Here is a 21,001-nt window from a genome sequence, read left to right as displayed (position 1 = left end):
TTATAATGCCGGGTCCATCCGTGCCCTCTTCCTCCATGACCGCTCCCGCCCTCGCCCCCACGCCTGACCTGCCCCCGCACGCCGTCGACGCCGCCGCCAGCCACCTGGAAAACGTCCTCGCCATCGCCATCGAACACGGCCCGCACCAGCGGGCGCTGGTCGTCTACGACACGCGGACGGGCCTGGCGCGCGCACTGGTGGAAGCCTACCGGCGCAAGCTGCTGCAGGCCGATTTCCTCGACTTCGACAGCGTCGAACACGCCGAGGTTTTAAAACGCTTCCGCGAGCTGGCGCCGAAGGACCTGGTGGTGCTGGTCCAGTCGACCAATTTCCGCCTCGAGGCCTTCCGGATTCGCGTCGAGCTGTTCAAGCTCGGGCTGAAAGTGGTCGAGCACATGCACCTGTCGCGCATGCCCGGGGTGCAAGGCGAGCACTACATCGAAGCGCTGGCCTACGATCCCGCCTACTTCCGCGGCGTCGGCCGCGCGCTGAAAAGCCGCATCGACGCGGCGCCCCATGCGCGCGTCTGCGGCGGCGGAGAAGAGCTGCGCTTTGCCTCGCCGCTGGAGCCGGCCAAGCTGAACGTGGGCGACTACGGCGAGATGAACAACGTCGGCGGCCAGTTCCCGATCGGCGAAGTGTTTACCGAGGCGCTCGACCTGGAAGCGGTCAACGGGCGCGCGCAGATCCACGTGTTCGGCGACACCTCCTACCTGTCGAACCGGCCCGCCGTGCCGGTGACGATCGTCGTCGAGCGCGGACGCGTGGTCGGGGCCGAAAACGCGACGCCCGCCTTCCGGCAGGTCCTCGACAACATCCGCGCCGACGAGGGCGAAGTCTGGGTGCGCGAACTGGGCTTCGGCATGAACCGCGCCTTTACCCGCGAGCGCCGCGTCGACGACATCGGTACTTACGAGCGCATGTGCGGCATCCACCTCTCGCTCGGCGCGAAGCACGGCGTGTATCCGAAGCCGGGTTTCAAAAGGAAGGATGCGCGCTACCACATCGACGTGTTCGTGGTGACCGATGCCGTCTACCTGGGCGAGGAACGGGTGTATGCGGACGGCGCCTGGACCGTGCCGGCGGCGCTGCCGGCCTGATCAGCTGACCAGTCGGCTGGTGAACCGGGACCGCTGCATGAGCTTTGAAAAGGCGCAGGACGGGCGCCCGCCGCTTACGCGAACCCGAACTGCGCCAGCGCCCGCGTCAACTCCGCCTTGAACACCGCATAATCGATCGCCTTCTCGACAAAGTCCCCGGCGCCGAGCACGCGCGTGCGCATGCGGTCCGCCTCGTTGCGCGAGCTCGACAGCACGATGACGGGGATGTCGGACAGGAAGGGTTTCGAGGAGATTTCCTTGAGGACTTCGAAACCGTCCACCTTGGGCAGCTTCAGGTCGAGCAGGACGACGTCGAAGTCCTGCTCCTTGTTCAGTTCGCGCAGTGCTTCTTCCCCATCCGATACCACGACGATTTCATGCTCCGCGGTGCAGCTCTGCAGGACGCGGCGCGTCAATTCGGCGTCGAAGGGGAAGTCATCAACAATCAGGGCTTTTTTGACCATGCCCCATCCTACAGCACCTGCATTGTGTCGTGACGTGACAATGTGAATGTTTTACATATTGCACTGTCGTAGGACCCGCCCTTTTTCGGTGCACGGCAGTACAAATGCCTTGCGTTTACCGCGACGCGACGCCCATACTGGGCTTCGATGTTTACGAAAGGCAATGAGATGCTTCCAACGACATGTGGAGAGCAGCCTTTCCGGATTCTCCTGGCCGACCGCAGCGAGGAAACGCGCGACCTGTTCGCGGCCCTGTTCCTGAGCATGGGGTATGAAGTCAAGACCGTCACCACGGGCACCGAAGCCCTCGCCTGGGCTCCCCTGTTCCGCCCGCAAGCCGTCTTCACCGCGATTCACCTGCCCGACCAAAGCGGTTTCGACCTGTGCGCGGCGCTGCGCCGCATGCCGCAGATGGCGGACGTGCTGATCGTCGCCATCACCGGCCATCTGTCGCCCGACTGCGCCCGGCTGGCGCACGAGGCGGGCTTCGACCATTACCTGGTCAAGCCCGTCAAGCTCGAGGCCATCCTCGCGACCCTGCCCCCCTTGCCAGCCAAATAAAACCCTGCCGGAAACCGGTTCCTGGTCCGACCGCAATCCGTCAGCGCACCTGCATTGTCTGCAGCACCTTCCCCCCGTTCCTAGAAATTTTCGCACTGCAATTTGTCGGAATCCTTTACAGGCGACCACCCTTGCCGGCTGGGCGGCCTGAACGTGTCATAGGCAATTCGGATCGTGGCACATTTTATGCCTACGGCTTCAAAAGCCGCATTTTTGGCAAATCGAGGGCCAGGTTCTCAGCCGGAGACTGCAAAACAAGCAAAAATTTGATTATTTTGGTAATTTAAATTCATCAAGGAGACGCATCATGGTTGACCACGCCGTACGCCGTCCATCGTTCCGTGAATTACTCATCGCCGCAAGCTGTCCTCTCCTGGCCATCGTGGCGGCACTGCCCGCCCAGGCATCGAGCCACCGCGAAGCCCCGTTCATCACCACCCAGCCGAAAGTCGACGGCACCGATCTCTATGCCTTCAACAGCTATGAACAGGGGCGTTCCGGATATGTGACCCTGATCGCGAACTACCAGCCCTTGCAGGATCCGTTCGGCGGGCCGAATTATTTCAAAATGGATCCGAACGCCCTCTACGAGATTCACATCGACAATAACGGCGATGCGAAGGAAGACCTGACCTTCCAGTTCCGCTTCCAGAATGTCTTCAACCGTATCTCGCTGCCGATCGGCACCCAGAGCGTACCCATTCCGCTGACCCAGGCAGGCCAGGTGCAGGGACCGAATTCGCCGGCGCTGAACGTCAACGAAAAGTTCACCGTCACCCTGATCCGTGGCGACCGGCGCAGCGGCCAGGCAGCGGCGCTGGCGCGGGTGGGCAGCGGCGCCACCAGTTTCGACAAGCCGGTCGACAATATCGGCACCAAGACCATCCCGCAGTATGCCGCGTATGCAGCCCAGCACGTCTATGAGGTGACCATTCCCGGCTGCTCGGTGCCGGGCCGCGTGTTTGCCGGACAGCGGCGCGAAGGCTTTGCCGTCAACCTCGGCACGGTGTTCGACCTGATCAACGCGCCGCTGTCGGTGATCACCAATCCGTCGCTGATCAATGCCGCGCCCAACCCGCTGGCCAACAAGAACGTGACCTCGCTGGCGGTGGAAGTCCACAAGAGCTGCCTGCTGTCGAAGACGACGGCCGATCCGGTGATCGGCACCTGGACCACGGCCAGCATCCGTCAAAGCCAGCTGGTCAATGCGAACCCGCCCTCCGGCCACCAGACCACGGTCAGCTATGGCGGCGCTTTCGTCCAGGTCTCGCGTCTCGGCATGCCGCTCGTGAACGAAGTGATCATCGGCCTGCCGGACAAGGACCGCTTCAACAGCTCACTGCCGCAAAATGACGGCCAGTTCGCCACCTATGTCACCAACCCGACGCTGCCGCGACTGGTGGAGATTGCGATGGGACTGGCGCCGGGCAGCGCCGCGCCGCGCAACCTGCCGCGCCAGGACCTGGTGACCGCTTTCCTGACCGGCATCGCGAACGTCAACCGTCCGCTCAATCCGACGCCATCCGAAATGCTGCGCCTGAACACGTCGATCCCGGCGGTGCCGTTTGCCCAGCAGAACCGGCTCGGCATCGTGGGCAATGTGCTCGCCGGCGGATCCGACAACGCCGGCTATCCGAACGGCCGCCGTCCGAAGGATGATGTGGTCGACATCTCGCTGGTGGTGGCGATGGGCGGCCTGTGCATGGCCAACGGGAACAACAACGCGTTCGGCTTCGGCGCGGCCTGCAACCCGTCCGCCGTGCCGCTGGGTGCGACCGCCTTCCGGCTGCACGATGCGGTCGACCAGGCAGTCCAGCCCTTCCTGTCCGGCTTCCCGTACCTGAACACGCCGCTACCCGGCGCGCAGTAAGCATCCATCACAGGAGACCGACATGAAAAAACTACTTGGTGCACTGGCCACCGCCTGCGCCCTGGGCGCAAGCCAGCTTGCCGGGGCCGCCGTCGTCAACTTCGACAGCCCGGCACTCATCGATATCGACAACGCCAGCGGCCGCGCCGTGTATCGCGAAGCCGGCTTTGCCCTGAGCGGCGAGGCCGCCGGCTTCCTCACGATCGATGGCCTGGGCAGTGCCATGACCGGCGCGCTCGTACTGCTCGACGGCAGTACGGTCAGCCTGATGGCGAACGATGGTGGCCTGTTCAGCTTTGCAGGACTGGCCGCCGGATCGCTCGACACCCAGGGCAGTGCCGCGCTGCGCATCACGGGCATCTTCGGCGACAACAGCGAGCTCAGCACTTTGCTGGCGCTGTCGCAGCTGGGCCCGCTCACCGCGCCCATGTGGACCGGACTGACCGAGCTGCGTTTCATGGCCGACGGCGACCTGGTGATCGACGACATCCGTCTCGACGCCGGGGAGGTGCCGGAACCGGCCCCGGTCGCGCTGCTCCTGCTTGGGATAGGCGTACTGGTTGGGGTGCGCAGGACCGCCCCGGCAGGCAAGGCAGGCCTGGCAGCGTGATGGACAGCGCTGCCGCAGGCTTGCGGCAGCGCTGCCGGTACGGCGCAGCGAGCGCTTACAGCAGGCGCGCCCAGCTGCCCTTGTACAGGATCGGGCCGCTTGGCCCGTTCGGATCGGGGGAGCCGCCTTTCGGTTCCAGGCTGACCGCCAGCAGCGCGACGTCGTCGCCGATGGCATTCGCCGGCAGCGGCAGGGTCAGCTCGCGTCGCGCGCCCAGCACGCCGAGCGAACGCGGCTTGCCGTCGCGCGGCACGGCCCAGAGTTGCAAGGCCTGCTGCGGCGTCAAGGCGACGCTCGCGACAACTTTTACCGTCATCAGATTGCGTTGGCGGTCGGCCGTGACCACCACGGCGGGACGCGCGCCTTCATCCGTCAGGCTGGCGATGTCGCTCACCCGCGCGCCCAGGTGCCCGCTCAGGTACCCGGTATCGGGCCGCACGGCCAGCACCGCGACCAGCAGCAGTGCGGCGACGGCGGACGAGGCCAGGCCGAAGCCGCGCCACAGCGCCAGCGAGCCATGGCGCCAGAACTGCCAGCGCGGGGCGGCCGGGCGCAGGTTCAGCCGGTCCTCGATGGCGCGCCAGACCTGCTTGTCCGGCGCCACCGCCGGCGCAAATTCGGCCATCGCGCCAAGGCGCTCGTTCCATTCGCGAGTGGTGCGGCGCAGGGCCGCATCGTTGTACATCAGGCTCTCGAAACGGCGGCGCGCGCGTCCGCGCAGGGTACCGAGCACATATTCCGCCGCCAGGCGTTCGCGCAAGGCTTCGTTGCCACGCAGGTTCATGCCGCCCCCCGCGCGCTCAGGCAGCTATGCAGGCGCGCGAGGCTGCGCCGGATCCAGGTTTTCACAGTACCGAGCGGCAGCGTCAGCTTGTCGGCGACGTCGCTATGCGACAGGTCGTGGAAGAAGGCCATGCCGATGACTTCGCGGTGTCTTTCTTCAAGGGTTGCCATGCAGTCGGCCAGTGCCTGCGCTTCCCTGCTCATCTGCAGGCGCTCGGCCGGCGTGGCTGCCAGGTCGGCGATGGACTCGAGGGCCGCGCCGTCGATCGTGTCGGTGTCGTCGTTGCGGGTACGCCGCAGTACGTCGAAGGCGCGGTTGCGCACGATCGTCGTCATCCAGGTCATCGGCGCGGACAGCGCGCTTTCGTAATCGACCGCGTGGTGCCAGATCGCTACAAAACTTTCTTGCAGCACCTCTTCGGCCAGCTCGCGCCGTCCGAGTATGCGCAGGGCCAGGCCATACAGTTTGGGCGAGCTGGCGTCGTAGAGCGAGCGGAAGGCCGTGCGGTCGCGGTGCGCCGCCCCGTGCAGCCAGGCGCGCAACTGCGCCGGATCGGATTGTGCTGCGACGGTGCTCAATGTGCTTCCCTGGAAATCATGGTCATGGCGCTCGTGATGATGAAAAGAAAAATACCATATTTACGGCTGAGACATTGCAAGAAAATATTTTGAATCCAATAAGCCCGGGGCTGCGTATATGTCGATACGGCCGGCTGTGCGAGAGGACATGTTCCTGTCCACACAATCGTGCGACCGACTTGCATGATAATCAATATCATCAAATTAGTAAGCCGACTAAAAATTAAACCACCCTATTTACCGGAGAGCGAGATGAGACAAGTGCAGAAGAAATCCCTATGGACATTAGCCGTTTTGGCAGGTGCGGCGCTTGCTGCGCTGTCCGGCCCGGCGGTTGCCTCAAGTCACCGTGAAGCCCCATTTTTGACGAATTCACCAAAAGTCGACGGTACCGACTTCTACATGTTCCGCAGCTATGCTCCCGGCCGCAGCGGCTTCGTGACCATGATTGCGAACTTCATTCCGTTCCAGGATCCGCAGGGCGGCCCGAACTTCTACCAGTTCGACCAGAACGCCCTGTACGAAATTCACGTCGACAACAACGGCGACGCCAAGGAAGACATCACCTTCCAGATCCGCTTCAAGAACACCTCGAAACGCACCGCGCTGACCATCGGCGGCAAGCAGGTCCTGATCCCCCTGATCAATTCGTCGACCATCAGCGGCGTCAATCCGGCTTCGCTGAACGTGCGCGAAACCTATACCATCGACATGGTCAAGGGCGACCGCCGCAGCGGCACCCGCACGCGCCTGGCGGCAGCGAACGGCGCCACCGAATTCGACAAGCCCGTGGACAACATCGGCGACAAGGTCTTCGGCGGCACGGGCGGCTACGAAACCTATGCCAACCAGCATATCTACGACATCAACGTTCCCGGCTGCGGCACCGGCCGCGTGTTCGTCGGCCAGCGCAAGGAGCCCTTCTACATCGCGGTCGGCAAGATCTTCGATCTGTTCAACCTGAACCCGCTCGGCGCGGAATCGGGCGGCAACAAGAACGACCTGGAAAACAAGAACGTCAGCTCGATCGCGCTCGAGCTGCCGGTCGGCTGCCTGGCGACCGCCGCCGATCCGGTGATCGGCGCCTATGCCACGGCCAGCATGCGCCAGGCACGCCTGATCAACCCGATCCCTGCATCGGGCATCAATAACGCCGTCAAGGAAGGCGGCGCCTGGACGCAGGTCTCGCGCGTCGGCATGCCGCTCGTGAACGAAGTCATCATCGGCATGGACGACAAGGACCGCTTCAACGCCTCCAAGCCGCGGGATGATGCCCAGTGGGCCAACTACGTGACCAATCCGGTGCTGCCGGCGGTCGTCGAGACCCTGTTCCCATCGGCCAAGGCGCCGACCAACTTCCCGCGCACCGACCTGGTCACTGCCTTCCTGAAGGGCCTTCCCGGCGTGAACCAGCCGAAGAACGTCGTCGCGTCCGAAATGCTGCGCCTGAATACGAGCATCGAACCGACCGCGCAGGCCTCGCAGAATGTGCTCGGCGTCGCCGCCGGCGACAATGCGGGCTTCCCGAACGGACGCCGTCCGGCCGACGATATCGTCGATGTCTCGCTGCGCGTGGCGATGGGCGCACTGTGCGTGCTGACCGGCGCGAACGATGCGCTCGGCGTCGGCTGCAAGCCGTCGGACGCACCGGCCGGCGGCCTGCCGCTGACCGACGGCGTGCGCAAGGATGCCAACAGCTTCAAGGCGGCCTTCCCTTACCTGAACACGCCGCTGCCGGGCAACCAGTAAGCGAGGAGAACGATCATGTCCATGCAACTTCTTCCCCGCCCGCCGCGTGGCGCCCTGCGCGTGGCGGCCCTGTGCACGGCACTCGTCCTGACTGCCTGCGGCAGCGGCAGCGACGCGCCGCGCCACGACCCGCCGCCGACGGCCGGCACGCCGACCACGCCGGCGTTCGGGAGCGACTCGTTCTTCGACTACGTCGCCGCACGCGTCTACTCCCTGATCGACGACGGTGAACCGGAAGCGACCGACGGCGTGACCGCGACGACACCCGAAGACACCGAACCGAAACCGGTCGGTTGATCTGATGTTCCCGCGCGGGGTGCCCAGGCGCCCCGCGTGCTCTTCTTCCGGAGTATCCATGCTCGGCAAGATTGTGCTTTTCTCCGCCTGCGCCTGCGTCATCGCGACGGCGCCTGCGGCTCCCCATGTTCCGGCGAGCGGCGCCCAGGTGCTCGAACGGCTGCCCGGCGGCCTCGATCCCGCGCGCCGCGAGCTGCAGACCCTGCGCACGGCGCTCGGTGCCGATCCGCACAACCTGGACCTCGCCACCAGGCTGGCCCAGCGCTATATCGAACAAAGCCGGCGCGACGGCGATCCACGCTATCTCGGCTATGCCCAGGCGGCCCTTGCCCCCTGGTGGACCCAGCCGCAGCCGCCCTCCCCGGTCCTGGTGCTGCGCGCGACGCTGCGCCAGAGCACCCACCAGTTCGCCCCTGCCCTGACGGACCTTGAAACCGTATTAAAACGCGACAGCGGCAACAGCCAGGCCTGGCTGACGCGCGCCACGGTGCAGCTGATCACCGGCGATTTTGCGGGCGCGCGCAGCAGCTGCATGCGCCTGTATTCGCGCGCGCCGGAACTGGTGGTGCAGGCCTGCCTGTCCAGCGTGGGCAGCATCAGCGGCCAGGCGGCGCCCAGCTACGAACGCCTGCGCCAGACCTATGCGGCGCGCGCCGACAGTTCCCCGATGCTGCGCGCCTGGGTCGCCACCCTGCTCGGCGAGATGGCCGCGCGCCTTGGCCGGCTCGACGCGGCGGAATCGCATTTTCGCGAGGCGCTTGCCCTCGACCCGGCCGACAGCTACCTGCTCGGCGCCTACGCCGATTTCCTGCTCGACCGCGGCCGCCCGGCGGAAGTCGTCACGCTCCTGAAGGACAAGACCGCGGCCGACGCGCTGCTGCTGCGCTACGCGATCGCCCTGAAAGATGCGCGGCGGCCGGACGCTTCCCGTGCGAGCGCCGAACTGGCGGCGCGCTTCGACGCCGCCATGCGCCGCCGCGACAGCGTGCACCAGCGCGAGCAGGCGCGCTTCGAGCTGGTCCTGCGCGGCGACACGGCCGCCGCCGTGCGCCTGGCGAAGCTGAACTGGGCGGTGCAGAAGGAGCCGGCGGACCTGCGCATCCTCGCCCAGGCCGCCGCCGCCAGCGGCGACCCGGAGGCGCGCGCCATCGTCCGCAACTGGCTCAACACCAGCGCCATCGAAGACGCCACCCTTGCCGCGACCACGGCGCTCCTGGGGAACAAGGCATGATCGCGCGCTGCCTGATCTTGATGGCGCTGCTGCTTGGCTGCGCCCTGCCCGCGCAGGCGCACAAGGCGAGCGACAGTTACCTGAGTTTGAACGTGCAGGGCGACCGCATCGACGGGCAGTGGGACATCGCCCTGCGCGACCTCGAGATGGCCGTCGGGCTCGACGCGAACGGCGACGCCGCCATCACCTGGGACGAGGTGCGCGCGCGCCACGAGGCGATCGCCGCGTATTCGCTCTCTCGCCTGAAGCTGTCCAGCGGCGGCGCGGCCTGCCCCTTGCGCGTGACGGAGCACCTGGTCGACAGCCATACCGACGGCGCCTATGCCGTGCTGCGCCTGCAGGCGGCCTGCGCGTCGCCGGTAACCGCTTTGACGGTCGGCTATAACCTGTTGTTCGACATCGACCCGCAGCACAAGGGTTTATTGCGGCTGACCCATGGCGCCAAGACCGGCACCGCGATCTTCGCGCCCGATGCGCGCAGCCAGACGCTGCAGGTGGCCGCGCCCTCGCGCTGGCGCCAGTTTTCCGAATACGTGCGCCACGGCGTCTGGCATATCTGGATCGGCTTCGACCACATCCTGTTCCTCGTCTCGTTGCTGCTGCCGGCGGTACTGGTGCGCCATGAAGGCCGCTGGCAGGGACGCGAGACCTTGAAGGCGTCGGTCATCGACGTCCTGAAAATCGTGACGGCATTCACGCTGGCGCATTCGCTGACCTTGACCCTGGCCGCGCTGGGCGCGCTCAGCCTGCCGTCCCGGCTGGTCGAATCGGCGATCGCCGCCTCGGTGGTCCTGGCCGCCCTGAACAACCTGTGGCCGCTGGTGCACCGCTGGCGCGCGCTTGTCGCTTTCGTTTTCGGCCTGATCCACGGCTTCGGCTTTGCCAGCGTGCTGGCCGACCTCGGGCTGCCGCAAGGAGCGCTCGTGCTGTCGCTGGTGGGATTCAACGTCGGGGTGGAGCTGGGGCAGCTGGCGATCGTCGGCCTGTTCCTGCCGCTGGCCTATGCATTGCGGCGCGGGCTGTTCTACCGGCGCGTGGTGCTGGCCGGCGGCTCGGCGCTGATTGCGCTGATTGCCATGGTGTGGCTGGCCGAGCGGGCGCTCGACCTGAAGCTGCTGGCGTGAGGGAGAAGCAGGCAGCCGCCTGTCGCGCCATCCTGCAGTTCGTCGCAAGTCCGGGAAAATGGGGACGCGATCGTGCCAGGATGGGTTCTTTCAACTACAGCCTGCCGACCATGTCCATCGCAACCATCCGCGCCGCCGCATACGCCTTGCCTGTCCTTGCATTTGCCGCCCTGCCCGTCTTCGCCGCCTCCACCAGCGCTCACGATGACGAGATCGCCCGCGTCGAGCGTGGGCTGCGCACGCCGGTGGTCGTTGCCGGAGAGCCGGCGGCGCCGCGCGCGCTGCTTGAAGAAATGCGGCGCCTGCACGTGCCCGGCGTGAGCATCGCCCTGATCCGCAACGGAAAAATCGCCTGGACACGCGGCTACGGCGTCGTTTATGAGGGCGGACCGGCGGTCACGCCCGACACCCTGTTCCAGGCAGCCTCGATCAGCAAGCCGGTGACGGCGATGGCGGCGCTGCGCCTGGCCGAACGCGGCGAGCTCGATCTCGATGCCGACATCAATACGGTGCTCACCACCTGGCATCTGCCGCCCGGCCCCGGCGCCGGCAACACAAGCGCCACGGTACGCCAGCTGCTGTCGCACACGGCGGGGACGAGCGTCTCGGGCTTTCCCGGCTATGCGGCCGACAAGCCGGTGCCGACCCTGGTGCAAGTACTCGACGGGGCGCCGCCGGCGAACACGAAACCGGTGCGGATCGTCACGGTGCCGGGCAGCGCCTGGCGCTATTCGGGCGGCGGCTACACCATCGTCCAGCAGGCGCTGATCGACCGCAGCGGCAAGCCTTTCGACGCCCTGCTGCTCGAGACCGTCCTCAAGCCGGCAGGCATGGCCGACAGCCGCTTTGCCCAGCCGCTGCCGGCCAGCCTGCTGGGGCGCGCCGCGCTGCCTCACGACGAGGCGGGCCAGCCCTACGCCGGTGGACCTCATACCTATCCGGAACTGGCCGCGGCCGGCCTGTGGACCACGCCGGCCGACCTGGCGCGCTTCGCGCTCGACCTGCAGCGCAGTCTACAAGGCGGCAAAGGCGTGCTGTCGCCCCGGATGGCGCGCACCATGATCGCACCGGTGGACAACCGCTACGGCCTTGGCCTGCAAATCGAGGGTGAGGGACAGGCCCTGAGCTTTGCCCACGGCGGCAGCAACATGGGCTACCAGAACACCCTGTTCGCGTATGCCAGGCACGGAGACGGCGCGGTGGTGATGACGAATGGCGCCAACGGCGGGGAACTGGCCAACAGCGTACTGCGCGCGCTGGCCGCGGAATACAAGTGGCCGAGCCAGCAGCCGACAGAGCGCAAGGCGGTGGCGCTGGAGCTGGCCGCGCAGGAGAAGCTCGCGGGCCGCTACCTCGTGCCCGGCCAGGGCGACTTCACCATCGCGCGCCGCGACGGCCAGCTGATGGTCGCCTTGCGTGGCGCTGCCTGGGAGCCGCTGTACGCGGCCGCGCCGGACGTGCTGTTCGTCCTGTCGCGCAAGCTCGAACTGCAGATGGCGGGCGATGGTGGGCGCCTCGTGTCGGGATCCTTCGACCTGCCCTTCAGGCGGGCGGAGTGATGCGTGTTGCATATGCATTATGTATCAGCTTTTTTACAAATCCGGCGAAGGCTTGCCTGAAAGATACCCTTAGAATACTTTCTCCAATTATCCATAACAACAGGGGAAACATGATCCGTTTGCCAATCGCCGTGGTCGCGCTGTGCTTCAGCGTGTCCGCTTTTGCGGCCGATCCATTCGACGACAAATTCCGTCAGCTCGACGAATTGCTGCCGACGCCGTCGACAATCCGCACCGCCTCGGGTGCGCCCGGCCACGCCTACTGGCAGCAGCGCGCGGACTATGCGATCCGCGCGACGCTCGACGAAGCGAACCGTTCGATCCGCGCTGCCGAGACGATCACGTATCACAACAACTCCCCCGATACGCTCAATTATCTGTGGGTGCAGCTCGACCAGAACATCTACAAGCCGAACTCGGACGCGCGCATGTCGGCCACCGCGGTCTCGCGCGAAGCCTGGGCCAAGCCGCGCAGCCCGGAAGAAGGGATGAAGTTCGACTCGATGCGCAGCACGCTCGAAGGCCTCACTTTCGACGGCGGCTTCAACATCACGGGCGTGAAGGCGGGGAGCCGCAAGCTGGCCTACGTCATCAACCGCACCATGATGCGCATCGACCTGCCGCAACCGCTGAAACCGGGCCAGCGCTTCAGTTTCGAGGTCGAGTGGAACTACAGGATCAACGAGCAGAAGGTGCTCGGCGGCCGTTCGGGCTACGAGAAGTTCGACGAAGACAAGAACGACCTGTTCGAGATCGCCCAGTGGTTCCCGCGCATGGCGGCCTACTACGACGTCTACGGCTGGCAGCACAAGCAGTTCTTGGGTGCCGGTGAATTCACGCTCGAATTCGGCGACTACGATGTCGAGATCACGGTCCCTTCGGACCACGTCGTCGCCTCGACCGGCGTGCTGCAGAATCCGGGTTCGGTCCTGACGGCTGCCCAGCGCGACCGCCTGGCCAGGGCACGCACCTCGAAGACCCCGGTGATCATCGTCACCCAGGCCGAGGCGGAAGCGGCCGAAAAGGCGCGCGCAGGCATCAGCAACGGCGCCACCAAGACCTGGCACTTCAAGGCGAAGAACGTGCGCGACTTCGCGTTCGCCTCGAGCCGCAAGTTCATCTGGGACGCGCAGGGCATCAGGAGCGGCGACAACGACGTCATGGCGATGTCCTACTATCCGAAGGAAGGCAATCCGCTGTGGGAGAAGTATTCCACGCAGGCGGTGGTCCACACCATCGAACAGTACAGCAAGTACTCCTTCGACTATCCGTATCCGACCGCGATTTCCGTGAACGGTCCGGTGGGCGGCATGGAATACCCGATGATCTCGTTCAACGGTCCGCGTCCGACCAAGGACAAGAAGACGGGCGAGCTGACCTACGGGAAGCGCACGAAATATGGCCTGATCGGCGTGATCATCCACGAAGTCGGCCACAACTACTTCCCGATGATCGTGAATTCGGACGAGCGCCAGTGGACCTGGATGGACGAGGGCATCAACTCCTTCGTCCAGACCCTGGCCCAGGAAGCCTGGGAAGAGAACTGGCCGGAAATGCGCGGCGAGCCGCGCCTGATTACCGACTACATGAAGAGCCGCAACCAGGTGCCGATCATGACCAACTCGGAGTCGCTCCTCCAGTTCGGCAATAACGCCTACGCCAAGCCAGCCGCCGCACTGACCGTGCTGCGCGAAACGGTGCTGGGCCGCGACCTGTTCGATTTCGCTTTTAAAGAATACGCACAGCGCTGGAAATTCAAGCGCCCGACCCCGTCGGACTTCTTCCGCACCATGGAAGACGCGTCGGGTACGGACCTCGACTGGTTCTGGCGCGGCTGGTTCTACACGACCGACGCGGTGGACGTGAGCGTGGACGGCATCAGCGAGTACACCGTCAGCAGCCAGAATCCGGAAATCGAGAAGGCCTGGCGCAAGAAGCTCAAGGACGCCGAGCCGATGTCGCTGACCGACCAGCGCAACAAGGGCACGCCGCGCCGCGTCGATGCGCACCCTGAACTGAAGGACTTCTACAACGAGCACGACGATTTTACGGTCACGAATGCCGACCGTAACAAGTACAATGAGGCGCAGGAAAAGCTGGAGGACTGGGAAAAGGCCCTGCTCTCCTCGGGCAAGCACCTGTACCTGGTCGACTTCTCGAACCTTGGCGGGCTGGTCACGCCGCTGGTCCTCGAGATCCAGCTCGCCAGCGGCAAGAAATACATCGAGCGCATTCCGGCCGAAGTCTGGCGCTACTCGCCGAAGAAGATCACGAAGCTGATCGTCACCGACGAGCCGATGACGAGCCTGACCCAGGATCCGTTCTGGGAAACGGCCGACATCGACCAGAACAACAACGCCTGGCCGCGCAAACTGACGCCGTCGCGCCTGGAGCTGTTCAAGTCGGAACGTGGCCAGGGCAACGACATGATGAAGGACTTCAATACCAAGCTGAAGACCAGGGAAGAAAAAGCGGCCGAGGACGCCAAGAAGGAAAAGGACACGGTGCCGAAGGTGCAGTGATCGGCCTTTGTACTCTGTAGGGTTCGAGCCGGTGGCTGCGTGCGAAGCGCAGCCGCCGGTTTACATTTTTTAGTACACGATAAGACAAGCATGAAGCATCTTGCCCGCCTCGCCGCGTTGAGCCTGGCCCTGTCCGCCGGCGCCCACGCCGCCGACAAATTCGACGACAAGTTCCGCCAGCTCGACGAGCTGCTGCCGACGCCATCGAGCACCCGCACCGCCTCCGGCGCGCCGGGCCACGCCTACTGGCAGCAGCGCGCCGACTACACCCTGCGCGCGGCGCTCGACGAGAACAAGCGTTCGATTACCGGCTCCGGCACCATCACCTACCACAACAATTCGCCCGACACCCTGACATACCTGTGGCTGCAGCTGGACCAGAACATGTTCCGCGCGGATTCCGACAACCGCAACATCGCGACCATTCCCTCGCGCGAGGCCTGGCAGAAGACGGGCGCGGACGGCGTGAAGTTCGATGCGCTGCGCGCCACTTTCGACAGCCGCGCCTTCGATGGCGGCATCCAGGTCGGAAACGTGAGGACGGCGGGCGGCGCTCCCCTGCGCCACGTCGTCAACAAGACGATGATGCGCATCGACCTCCCGCAGCCATTGCGGCCCGGCCAGCGTTTCTCGTTCGCGCTCGACTGGCGCTTCAACATTCCCGAGGCGAACATCGTCGGCCGCCGCACCGGCTACGAGCGTTTCGACAAGGAGGACAAGAACGACTTGTTCGAACTCGCCCAGTGGTTCCCGCGCATGGCCGCCTATTACGACGCCGCCGGCTGGCAAAACAAGCAGTACCTGGGCGACGGCGAATTCACGCTCGAATTCGGCGACTACGATGTCGCGCTCACGGTCCCGGCCGACCACATCGTCGCCGCGACCGGCGAACTGCAGAACCCGGGCGAGGTCCTGACGGCCGCCCAGCGCGAGCGCCTGGCGAAAGCCCGCACGGCGAAGACGCCGGTGATCATCGTCACCCAGCTTGAGGCCGAAGCGGCCGAAAAGGCACGCGCAGGCATCAGCAACGGCGCCACTAAAACCTGGCGCTTCAAGGCGAACAACGTGCGCGATTTCGCCTTTGCCTCGAGCCGCAAGTTCATCTGGGACGCGCAGGGCATCAGGAGCGGCGCCAATCCCGTGATGGCGATGTCCTACTATCCAAAGGAAGGCAATCCGCTGTGGGAGAAGTATTCCACGCAGGCGGTGGTCCACACCATTGAACAGTACAGCAAGTACTCCTTCGACTATCCCTACCCGACCGCGATTTCCGTGAACGGCCCGGTCGGCGGCATGGAGTACCCGATGATCTCGTTCAACGGCGGGCGTCCGACCAGGGATAAAAAGACCGGCGAGCGCACGTATTCGAAGGCGACCAAATATGGCCTGATCAGCGTGATCATCCACGAGGTCGGCCACAACTACTATCCGATGATCGTCAACTCCGACGAGCGCCAGTGGACCTGGATGGACGAAGGCCTGAACTCCTTCCTGCAATTCCTCGCCGAAGAGGCATGGGAAGAGAACTACCCGGCGCGCCGCGGCGAGCCACGCGACATCACCGACTACATGCGGAGTAAAAACCAGACGCCGATCATGACGAATTCGGAATCGGTCCTGCAGCGCGGCCCGAACGCCTACGGCAAGCCGGCCACGGCCCTGAACATCCTGCGCGAGACCGTGCTCGGGCGCGAGCTGTTCGACTTCGCCTTCAAGGAATACGGCCGCCGCTGGAAGTTCAGGCGGCCGACGCCGGCCGACCTGTTCCGCACGATGGAAGACGCCTCGGGCACGGACCTCGACTGGTTCTGGCGCGGCTGGTTCTACACGACGGACGCCGTGGACGTGAGCGTGGACGGCATCAGCGAATACACGATCAGCTCGCAGAATCCGGAGCTTGAGAAGGCCTGGCGCAAGAAGCTCAAGGAAGCGGAGCCGATGTCGCTGACCGACCAGCGCAACAAGGGCACGCCGCGCCGCGTCGACGCGCATCCTGAACTGAAGGATTTCTACAACGAGCACGACGACTTCACCGTCACCAACGCCGACCGCAACAAGTACAACGAGTCGCAGGACAAGCTGGAAGACTGGGAAAAGGCGCTGCTCGCCTCGAACAAGCACCTGTACCTGGTCGATTTCACGAATGTCGGCGGCCTGGTGACGCCACTGGTCCTGGAGATCCAGCTCGCCAGCGGTAAAAAAACCATCGAGCGTATTCCGGCCGAAGTCTGGCGCCATTCGCCATCGAAGATCACGAAACTGATCGTCACCGACGAGCCGATGGTCGGCCTCACCCAAGACCCGTACTGGGAGACGGCCGATATCAACGTCGACAACAACGCCTGGCCGCGCAAGCTGACGCCGTCGCGCCTGGAGCTGTTCAAGTCGCAGCGCGAACAAGGCGACATGATGAAGGACTTCAATGCGACGCTGAAGAAGCCCGAAGCCGAAACGAAGGCGGCGCAATGATGCGGGGCGTGAGAACCGCCATCGCCGCCGCGCTGCTGCTGTGCAGCGCGGCGGTGTCTGCCCACCGCTTCCACGCGGGGATCACGGACATCGCCTTCAACGCCCGCACCGGCAACACCGAGGTCGTGCACACCTATATGGCGCACGATGTCGAGGCCTTGCTGGCGAACCTGTACGGACGCCAGTTCGATCTCACCGATCCGGACGACCAGGACGTGCTGCGCAAGTATGTCGAGGGCCGCTTTTCCATCCTGGGACAGGACCAGGCGCGCCTGCCCCTGCGCTGGGTCGGCGTGAATGCCGACGCCGAGCGCGTCACCGTGTTCCAGGAAATCGAACAGACCCCGCTGTGGAAGACCGCGGCCATCCGCGACAGCGTGCTGGTCGATTTCATTCCCGAGCAGGTCAACACCGTCAATCTGAACGAAGGCAATGCGGTACGCACCTTGACCTTCGATCGCAATCATAACGAGCAGCCGACGCGCTGACCCATACCATGCCCTTCCTTCGTCCCCTGCCCTGCGCCCTCGTCGCCCTGTTTGCCGCCTCCCCGGTCCTGGCCGACGACCTCGTGCTGCAGCGCGTGCTGGTCGAAGGCTCGCGCCTCTCCCAGCTCGGCATCGCCGACTCGGCGAATGCCGGCACGGTGGGGCAGAAGGAACTGGCGGCGCGCACCACCTACCGGCCGGGCGAGATGCTGGAAGCCATGCCGGGCCTGATCGCCAGCCAGCACAGCGGCGAAGGCAAGGCCAACCAGTTCTACCTGCGCGGTTTTAACCTGGACCACGGCACCGATCTCGCCACCTGGGTCGACGGCATGCCGGTCAACCAGCGCAGCCATGCGCACGGCCAGGGCTGGACCGACGTGAACTTCCTGATCCCGGAACTGGTCGGCCGTCTCGACTACCGCAAGGGGCCGTATTCGGCGCGCGACGCCGACTTCGCCTCGGCCGGCAGCGCCGAGATCAGCTACGCCAACCGGCTGGCAAAGGAGATCGCCAGCGTCACGCTGGGCGAGGACGGTTTCCGGCGCGCGCTGCTGGCGGGTTCGCCCGAGCTGCTCGGCGGTACCCTGCTGTATGCGATTGAATCCTTGAACAACGCCGGGCCGTGGACGCGCCCCGACGACTACCGCAAGCGCAACGGCATGCTGCGCTACAGCCGCGGCTACGCCAACAACGGCTGGAGCGTCACCGCCATGGCCTACCGCGGCAGCTGGAACGCGACCGACCAGATACCGCTGCGCGCAGTCGAAGACGGCTCCCTCGGCCGTTTCGACGGCATCGACGATACCGATGGCGGCAATGCGCGCCGTTACAGCGTATCGGGTATCTGGCGCCAGACCGGCACCGACGCGAGCTCGAAGCTCAGTGCCTACGTGATCCGCAACCAGCTCGACCTGTACTCGAATTTTACGTATTTCATGAACGACCCGGTCAACGGCGACCAGTTCGCCCAGCCTGACCGGCGCGTGACCAGCGGCCTGGATGCGACCCACACCTGGCACCTGCACCGCGGCGAGGCAATGGCGTCCGACCTGACTGTCGGCGCGCGCCTCCAGAACGACAATATCTTCAACGGTTTATACGACACGCGGGCACGCCGGCGCCTGGCAACCACGCGCGAAGACCACATCATCGAGACCAGCGGCGGCGTGTTCGTCGAAGGCACGACGCGCTGGAGCGAGTCGCTGCGCACCAAGGCCGGCGTACGCGCCGACCGCTACCGCTTCGATGTAGCGAGCGACCTGGCAGCCAATTCGGGACGGGCGAACGATACGCAACTGAGCCCGTCGTTCAGCCTGGTCTACGCGCCGCTGGCATCGACCGAGTTTTACCTGAACTATGGCCACGGCTTCCACAGCAACGATGCGCGCGGCACGGTGGCGGCCTTCGATCCGAAAACCATGGAAGCCCTGGAACGCGCGCCGGGCCTGGTGCGTTCGCGCGGGATGGAGCTGGGCCTGCGGACCGAAGCGCTTCCCCAAATGCAGACGGCGGTCTCGCTCTACCGGCTCGACTTCGATTCCGAACTGACCTATGTCGGCGACGCCGGCATGACGGAAGCGGGCGAGGCCAGCCGCCGCGTCGGGATCGAGTTCTCGAACTACTGGCGGCCCCTGAAATGGCTGTCGGTCGACTTCGACGCCGCGTTTGCGCGGGCGCGCGCGCGCAATGGCGATCGGATCCCCGGCGCCGTCGAAGGCGTGGGCCAGCTGGCGCTCACGGTCGACAAGCTCGGCCCCTGGTCCGGCGCGCTGCGCCTGCGCTACTTCGGTCCGCGTCCGCTCATCGAGGACGACAGCGTGCGCTCGCAGGCCAGCACCACGCTCAACGGCCGCATCGGATACAAAGTGAACAAGGGCCTGCAGCTCGAGCTCGAAGCCTTCAACCTCGCCAACCGCCGCGCCTCGGCCATCGATTACTACTATGCCTCGCAGCTGGCAGCAGAAGCGGCGCCGCGCAACGATATCCACTTCCACCCGATCGAACCGCGCTCGCTGCGTCTGACCCTCACCAAGACCTGGTGAGCGATGCGGGCCTTCCTCCACCGGCCCCTGCGAAAAATGCTACGCTACCGGGCATGACACCATCCGAACTGCCCTACAGCGATCCTTCCCGCCTTGCCGAAGCCCTGCTCGGCGACGGCTATGCCCTGCTGCGTCCCCAGGACGTCGCGCGCCTTGCCGGCTGCACCCTGGCCGACCTCGATGCACTGGCGCCGAGCTGGGAGCACCTGGAACTCGACAACTACCTGAAGGACGGCGGCCGCTACCGGCGCCGGCGCCATTCCTGCTTCGTCGACGACGGCCGCGACCTGACCCAGGTGCCGCACCGCGCGCACTGGCAGCCGGTCGAGTACAACGCCCTGCACGGCGGCATGCACCGCCTGTTCGCGCCGATCGCGCCAGGCACCGTCGCCCAGCCGGCCTGGCGCCAGCTGCTGCGTTCGCTCGGCGCGGTGTGCTCGCAGGCGAAGGCGGCGCAGCCCTGGTATGTGGAAGCGCACCAGTTCCGCATCGATACCGCCGACGGCATCGGCCGCCCGACGCCGGAAGGCGCGCACCGCGACGGAGTCGATTTCGTCGCCGTGATCCTGGTCAAGCGTGCCGGCATCAAGGGCGGCGAGACGCGCGTGTTCGAAGCGGACGGCCCGCGCGGCCAGCGTTTCACGATGACCGAACCATGGACCCTGCTGCTGCTCGACGACGCCGCCGTGATCCACGAGTCGACCCCGATCCAGCCGCTGGGCGAGCACGGCTACCGCGATACCCTGGTGCTGACCTGGCGCGCGGGGGCCTTCCAGGGCGAGGACGCCTGAATACCCTACTCGTAACAGCGGCAAAAAAAACGCCCGCGTACCTTGCGGTAGCGGGCGGCAATCCAGAATTTCGGAGAAAAACTGGAGGAGACAGTTCCAATATAGCGCGATTTATTGTGCGCCGCAATACGGTAAAACTACCGGCCTCCTGGGACAACTCCTCCTCAATTCGTAGGCGTTTTCTGACGCTTTGTCTTGGCTACGGCGATTTATGACGCAGTGCACCATCGCAGTGCGAATCCAAGCCATGTTGCCCTGAATGTCAACGTTCAGGCGCCCTCCGGCTTCGCCCTGCTGTTTCCGGGTGCAGGGGGCACGGTGTCGCCGGCGCAATGGCCTTGTGCGTTTTTTCCCGCGTCTGTTGTTTTTTCCGCGCGTGCCGACGCCGCCGCCATTGCGCGGCTCGACGGCGTGTCGGTGTGCGAGGGCACCCGTGTAGTTGGCGCCACAGTGCCCAGTTGCGGTTCGGGTTTGTCGCTGGCGCGGGCAGGCAGGGAGCTGTCGGCACGGGGCGCTTCGGCGCGGGCGGCGCAGCCGGGCTGCGGCGTGGTGGGGGCCGGCCCGCCCTCCTGCGCGAATGCGCCGAGCGGCAGCCCGGCAGTCACGGTCGCCATGGCCGCCAGCAGTACAGGTTTGTTCATCGCGGTCTCCTTCACAAGTCGATTCCACCCATGCCCGGGTAGAACAATGCCACTATTGAATTCGCGTCAACGCATGATGCGGTTTGATAAACTGCTCCATTGCCGTCCACGTCACGGCGTC

Annotated in this window: 18 protein-coding genes; 14 read left to right on the top strand and 4 right to left on the bottom strand. The window is 65.3% G+C overall.

Annotated features, from left to right (window positions below):
* Positions 1-35: 35 nt before the first annotated feature.
* Positions 36-1,100 (top strand): M29 family metallopeptidase, encoded by a 1,065-nt coding sequence (locus tag LPB04_RS09980; RefSeq protein WP_193688933.1) that lies wholly within the window; start codon positions 36-38, stop codon positions 1,098-1,100.
* A 74-nt stretch (positions 1,101-1,174) separates the two neighbouring features.
* On the opposite strand, the gene LPB04_RS09975 is transcribed toward LPB04_RS09980, so the two are convergent.
* A complete protein-coding gene (locus tag LPB04_RS09975; RefSeq protein ID WP_193688520.1) occupies positions 1,175-1,564 on the bottom strand; it encodes a response regulator in 390 nt (129 codons plus the stop codon).
* A gap of 168 nt (positions 1,565-1,732) precedes the next feature.
* On the opposite strand from LPB04_RS09975, the gene LPB04_RS09970 reads away from it, so the two are divergent.
* The 3 genes from LPB04_RS09970 (at position 1,733) to LPB04_RS09960 (ending at position 4,605) form a co-directional block, all read left to right on the top strand.
* Positions 1,733-2,125, top strand: a complete 393-nt coding sequence (locus tag LPB04_RS09970; RefSeq protein WP_193688519.1) for a response regulator — start codon at positions 1,733-1,735, stop codon at positions 2,123-2,125.
* 307 nt (positions 2,126-2,432) lie between these two features.
* Positions 2,433-3,995 carry a DUF4331 domain-containing protein gene (locus LPB04_RS09965; RefSeq protein ID WP_193688518.1) on the top strand — a complete coding sequence of 521 codons (1,563 nt, stop codon included), beginning with the start codon at positions 2,433-2,435 and terminating at the stop codon, positions 3,993-3,995.
* A 22-nt stretch (positions 3,996-4,017) separates the two neighbouring features.
* Complete coding sequence (locus LPB04_RS09960; RefSeq protein WP_193688517.1) at positions 4,018-4,605, top strand: PEP-CTERM sorting domain-containing protein; 588 nt, start codon at positions 4,018-4,020, stop codon at positions 4,603-4,605.
* A gap of 55 nt (positions 4,606-4,660) precedes the next feature.
* Here the strand turns inward: LPB04_RS09960 and LPB04_RS09955 are convergent, their stop codons facing one another.
* Positions 4,661-5,389 carry an anti-sigma factor gene (locus LPB04_RS09955; protein WP_193688516.1) on the bottom strand — a complete coding sequence of 243 codons (729 nt, stop codon included), beginning with the start codon at positions 5,387-5,389 and terminating at the stop codon, positions 4,661-4,663.
* Positions 5,386-5,967: a sigma-70 family RNA polymerase sigma factor gene (locus LPB04_RS09950; protein ID WP_227496690.1), complete on the bottom strand. Its 582-nt coding sequence runs from the start codon at positions 5,965-5,967 to the stop codon at positions 5,386-5,388. Before LPB04_RS09950 ends, LPB04_RS09955 begins: the two co-directional genes overlap by 4 nt.
* 183 nt (positions 5,968-6,150) lie before the next feature.
* Between LPB04_RS09950 and LPB04_RS09945 the strand changes: the two genes are divergently transcribed.
* The 10 genes from LPB04_RS09945 (at position 6,151) to LPB04_RS09900 (ending at position 20,239) form a co-directional block, all read left to right on the top strand.
* Positions 6,151-7,716, top strand: a complete 1,566-nt coding sequence (locus LPB04_RS09945; protein WP_307727402.1) for a DUF4331 domain-containing protein — start codon at positions 6,151-6,153, stop codon at positions 7,714-7,716.
* A 15-nt stretch (positions 7,717-7,731) separates the two neighbouring features.
* Complete coding sequence (locus LPB04_RS09940) at positions 7,732-8,013, top strand: hypothetical protein (RefSeq protein WP_193688514.1); 282 nt, start codon at positions 7,732-7,734, stop codon at positions 8,011-8,013.
* A gap of 58 nt (positions 8,014-8,071) precedes the next feature.
* Positions 8,072-9,244: a tetratricopeptide repeat protein gene (locus LPB04_RS09935; RefSeq protein WP_193688513.1), complete on the top strand. Its 1,173-nt coding sequence runs from the start codon at positions 8,072-8,074 to the stop codon at positions 9,242-9,244.
* Positions 9,241-10,368: a HupE/UreJ family protein gene (locus LPB04_RS09930; RefSeq protein WP_193688512.1), complete on the top strand. Its 1,128-nt coding sequence runs from the start codon at positions 9,241-9,243 to the stop codon at positions 10,366-10,368. The genes LPB04_RS09935 and LPB04_RS09930 overlap by 4 nt, the downstream gene beginning before the upstream one ends.
* Positions 10,369-10,478: 110 nt before the next feature.
* The gene (locus LPB04_RS09925) at positions 10,479-11,927 is read left to right on the top strand and encodes a serine hydrolase domain-containing protein (RefSeq protein ID WP_193688511.1); all 1,449 of its coding nucleotides are present in this window, start codon (positions 10,479-10,481) and stop codon (positions 11,925-11,927) included.
* A gap of 110 nt (positions 11,928-12,037) precedes the next feature.
* Positions 12,038-14,449 (top strand): M1 family metallopeptidase, encoded by a 2,412-nt coding sequence (locus LPB04_RS09920; protein WP_193688510.1) that lies wholly within the window; start codon positions 12,038-12,040, stop codon positions 14,447-14,449.
* A gap of 90 nt (positions 14,450-14,539) precedes the next feature.
* Positions 14,540-16,918, top strand: a complete 2,379-nt coding sequence (locus LPB04_RS09915) for a M1 family metallopeptidase (protein WP_193688509.1) — start codon at positions 14,540-14,542, stop codon at positions 16,916-16,918.
* Complete coding sequence (locus tag LPB04_RS09910; protein WP_193688931.1) at positions 16,918-17,406, top strand: DUF6702 family protein; 489 nt, start codon at positions 16,918-16,920, stop codon at positions 17,404-17,406. The genes LPB04_RS09915 and LPB04_RS09910 overlap by 1 nt, the downstream gene beginning before the upstream one ends.
* Positions 17,407-17,414: 8 nt before the next feature.
* Positions 17,415-19,448, top strand: coding sequence for a TonB-dependent receptor (locus tag LPB04_RS09905; RefSeq protein ID WP_193688508.1), 2,034 nt, complete (start codon positions 17,415-17,417; stop codon positions 19,446-19,448).
* A gap of 53 nt (positions 19,449-19,501) precedes the next feature.
* Positions 19,502-20,239: a 2OG-Fe dioxygenase family protein gene (locus tag LPB04_RS09900; RefSeq protein WP_193688507.1), complete on the top strand. Its 738-nt coding sequence runs from the start codon at positions 19,502-19,504 to the stop codon at positions 20,237-20,239.
* 269 nt (positions 20,240-20,508) lie between these two features.
* Here LPB04_RS09900 and LPB04_RS09895 read toward each other — a convergent pair whose 3' ends face one another.
* Complete coding sequence (locus LPB04_RS09895) at positions 20,509-20,880, bottom strand: hypothetical protein (RefSeq protein ID WP_193688506.1); 372 nt, start codon at positions 20,878-20,880, stop codon at positions 20,509-20,511.
* Between the last annotated feature and the right edge of the window lie 121 nt (positions 20,881-21,001).

Origin of the sequence: Massilia litorea, from assembly GCF_015101885.1 — a bacterium.
In the GTDB taxonomy this organism is placed as follows: domain Bacteria; phylum Pseudomonadota; class Gammaproteobacteria; order Burkholderiales; family Burkholderiaceae_D; genus Telluria; species Telluria litorea.
Note: the sequence above shows the minus strand (reverse complement) of the source record. Positions and strands in the feature narration are given on the sequence as shown.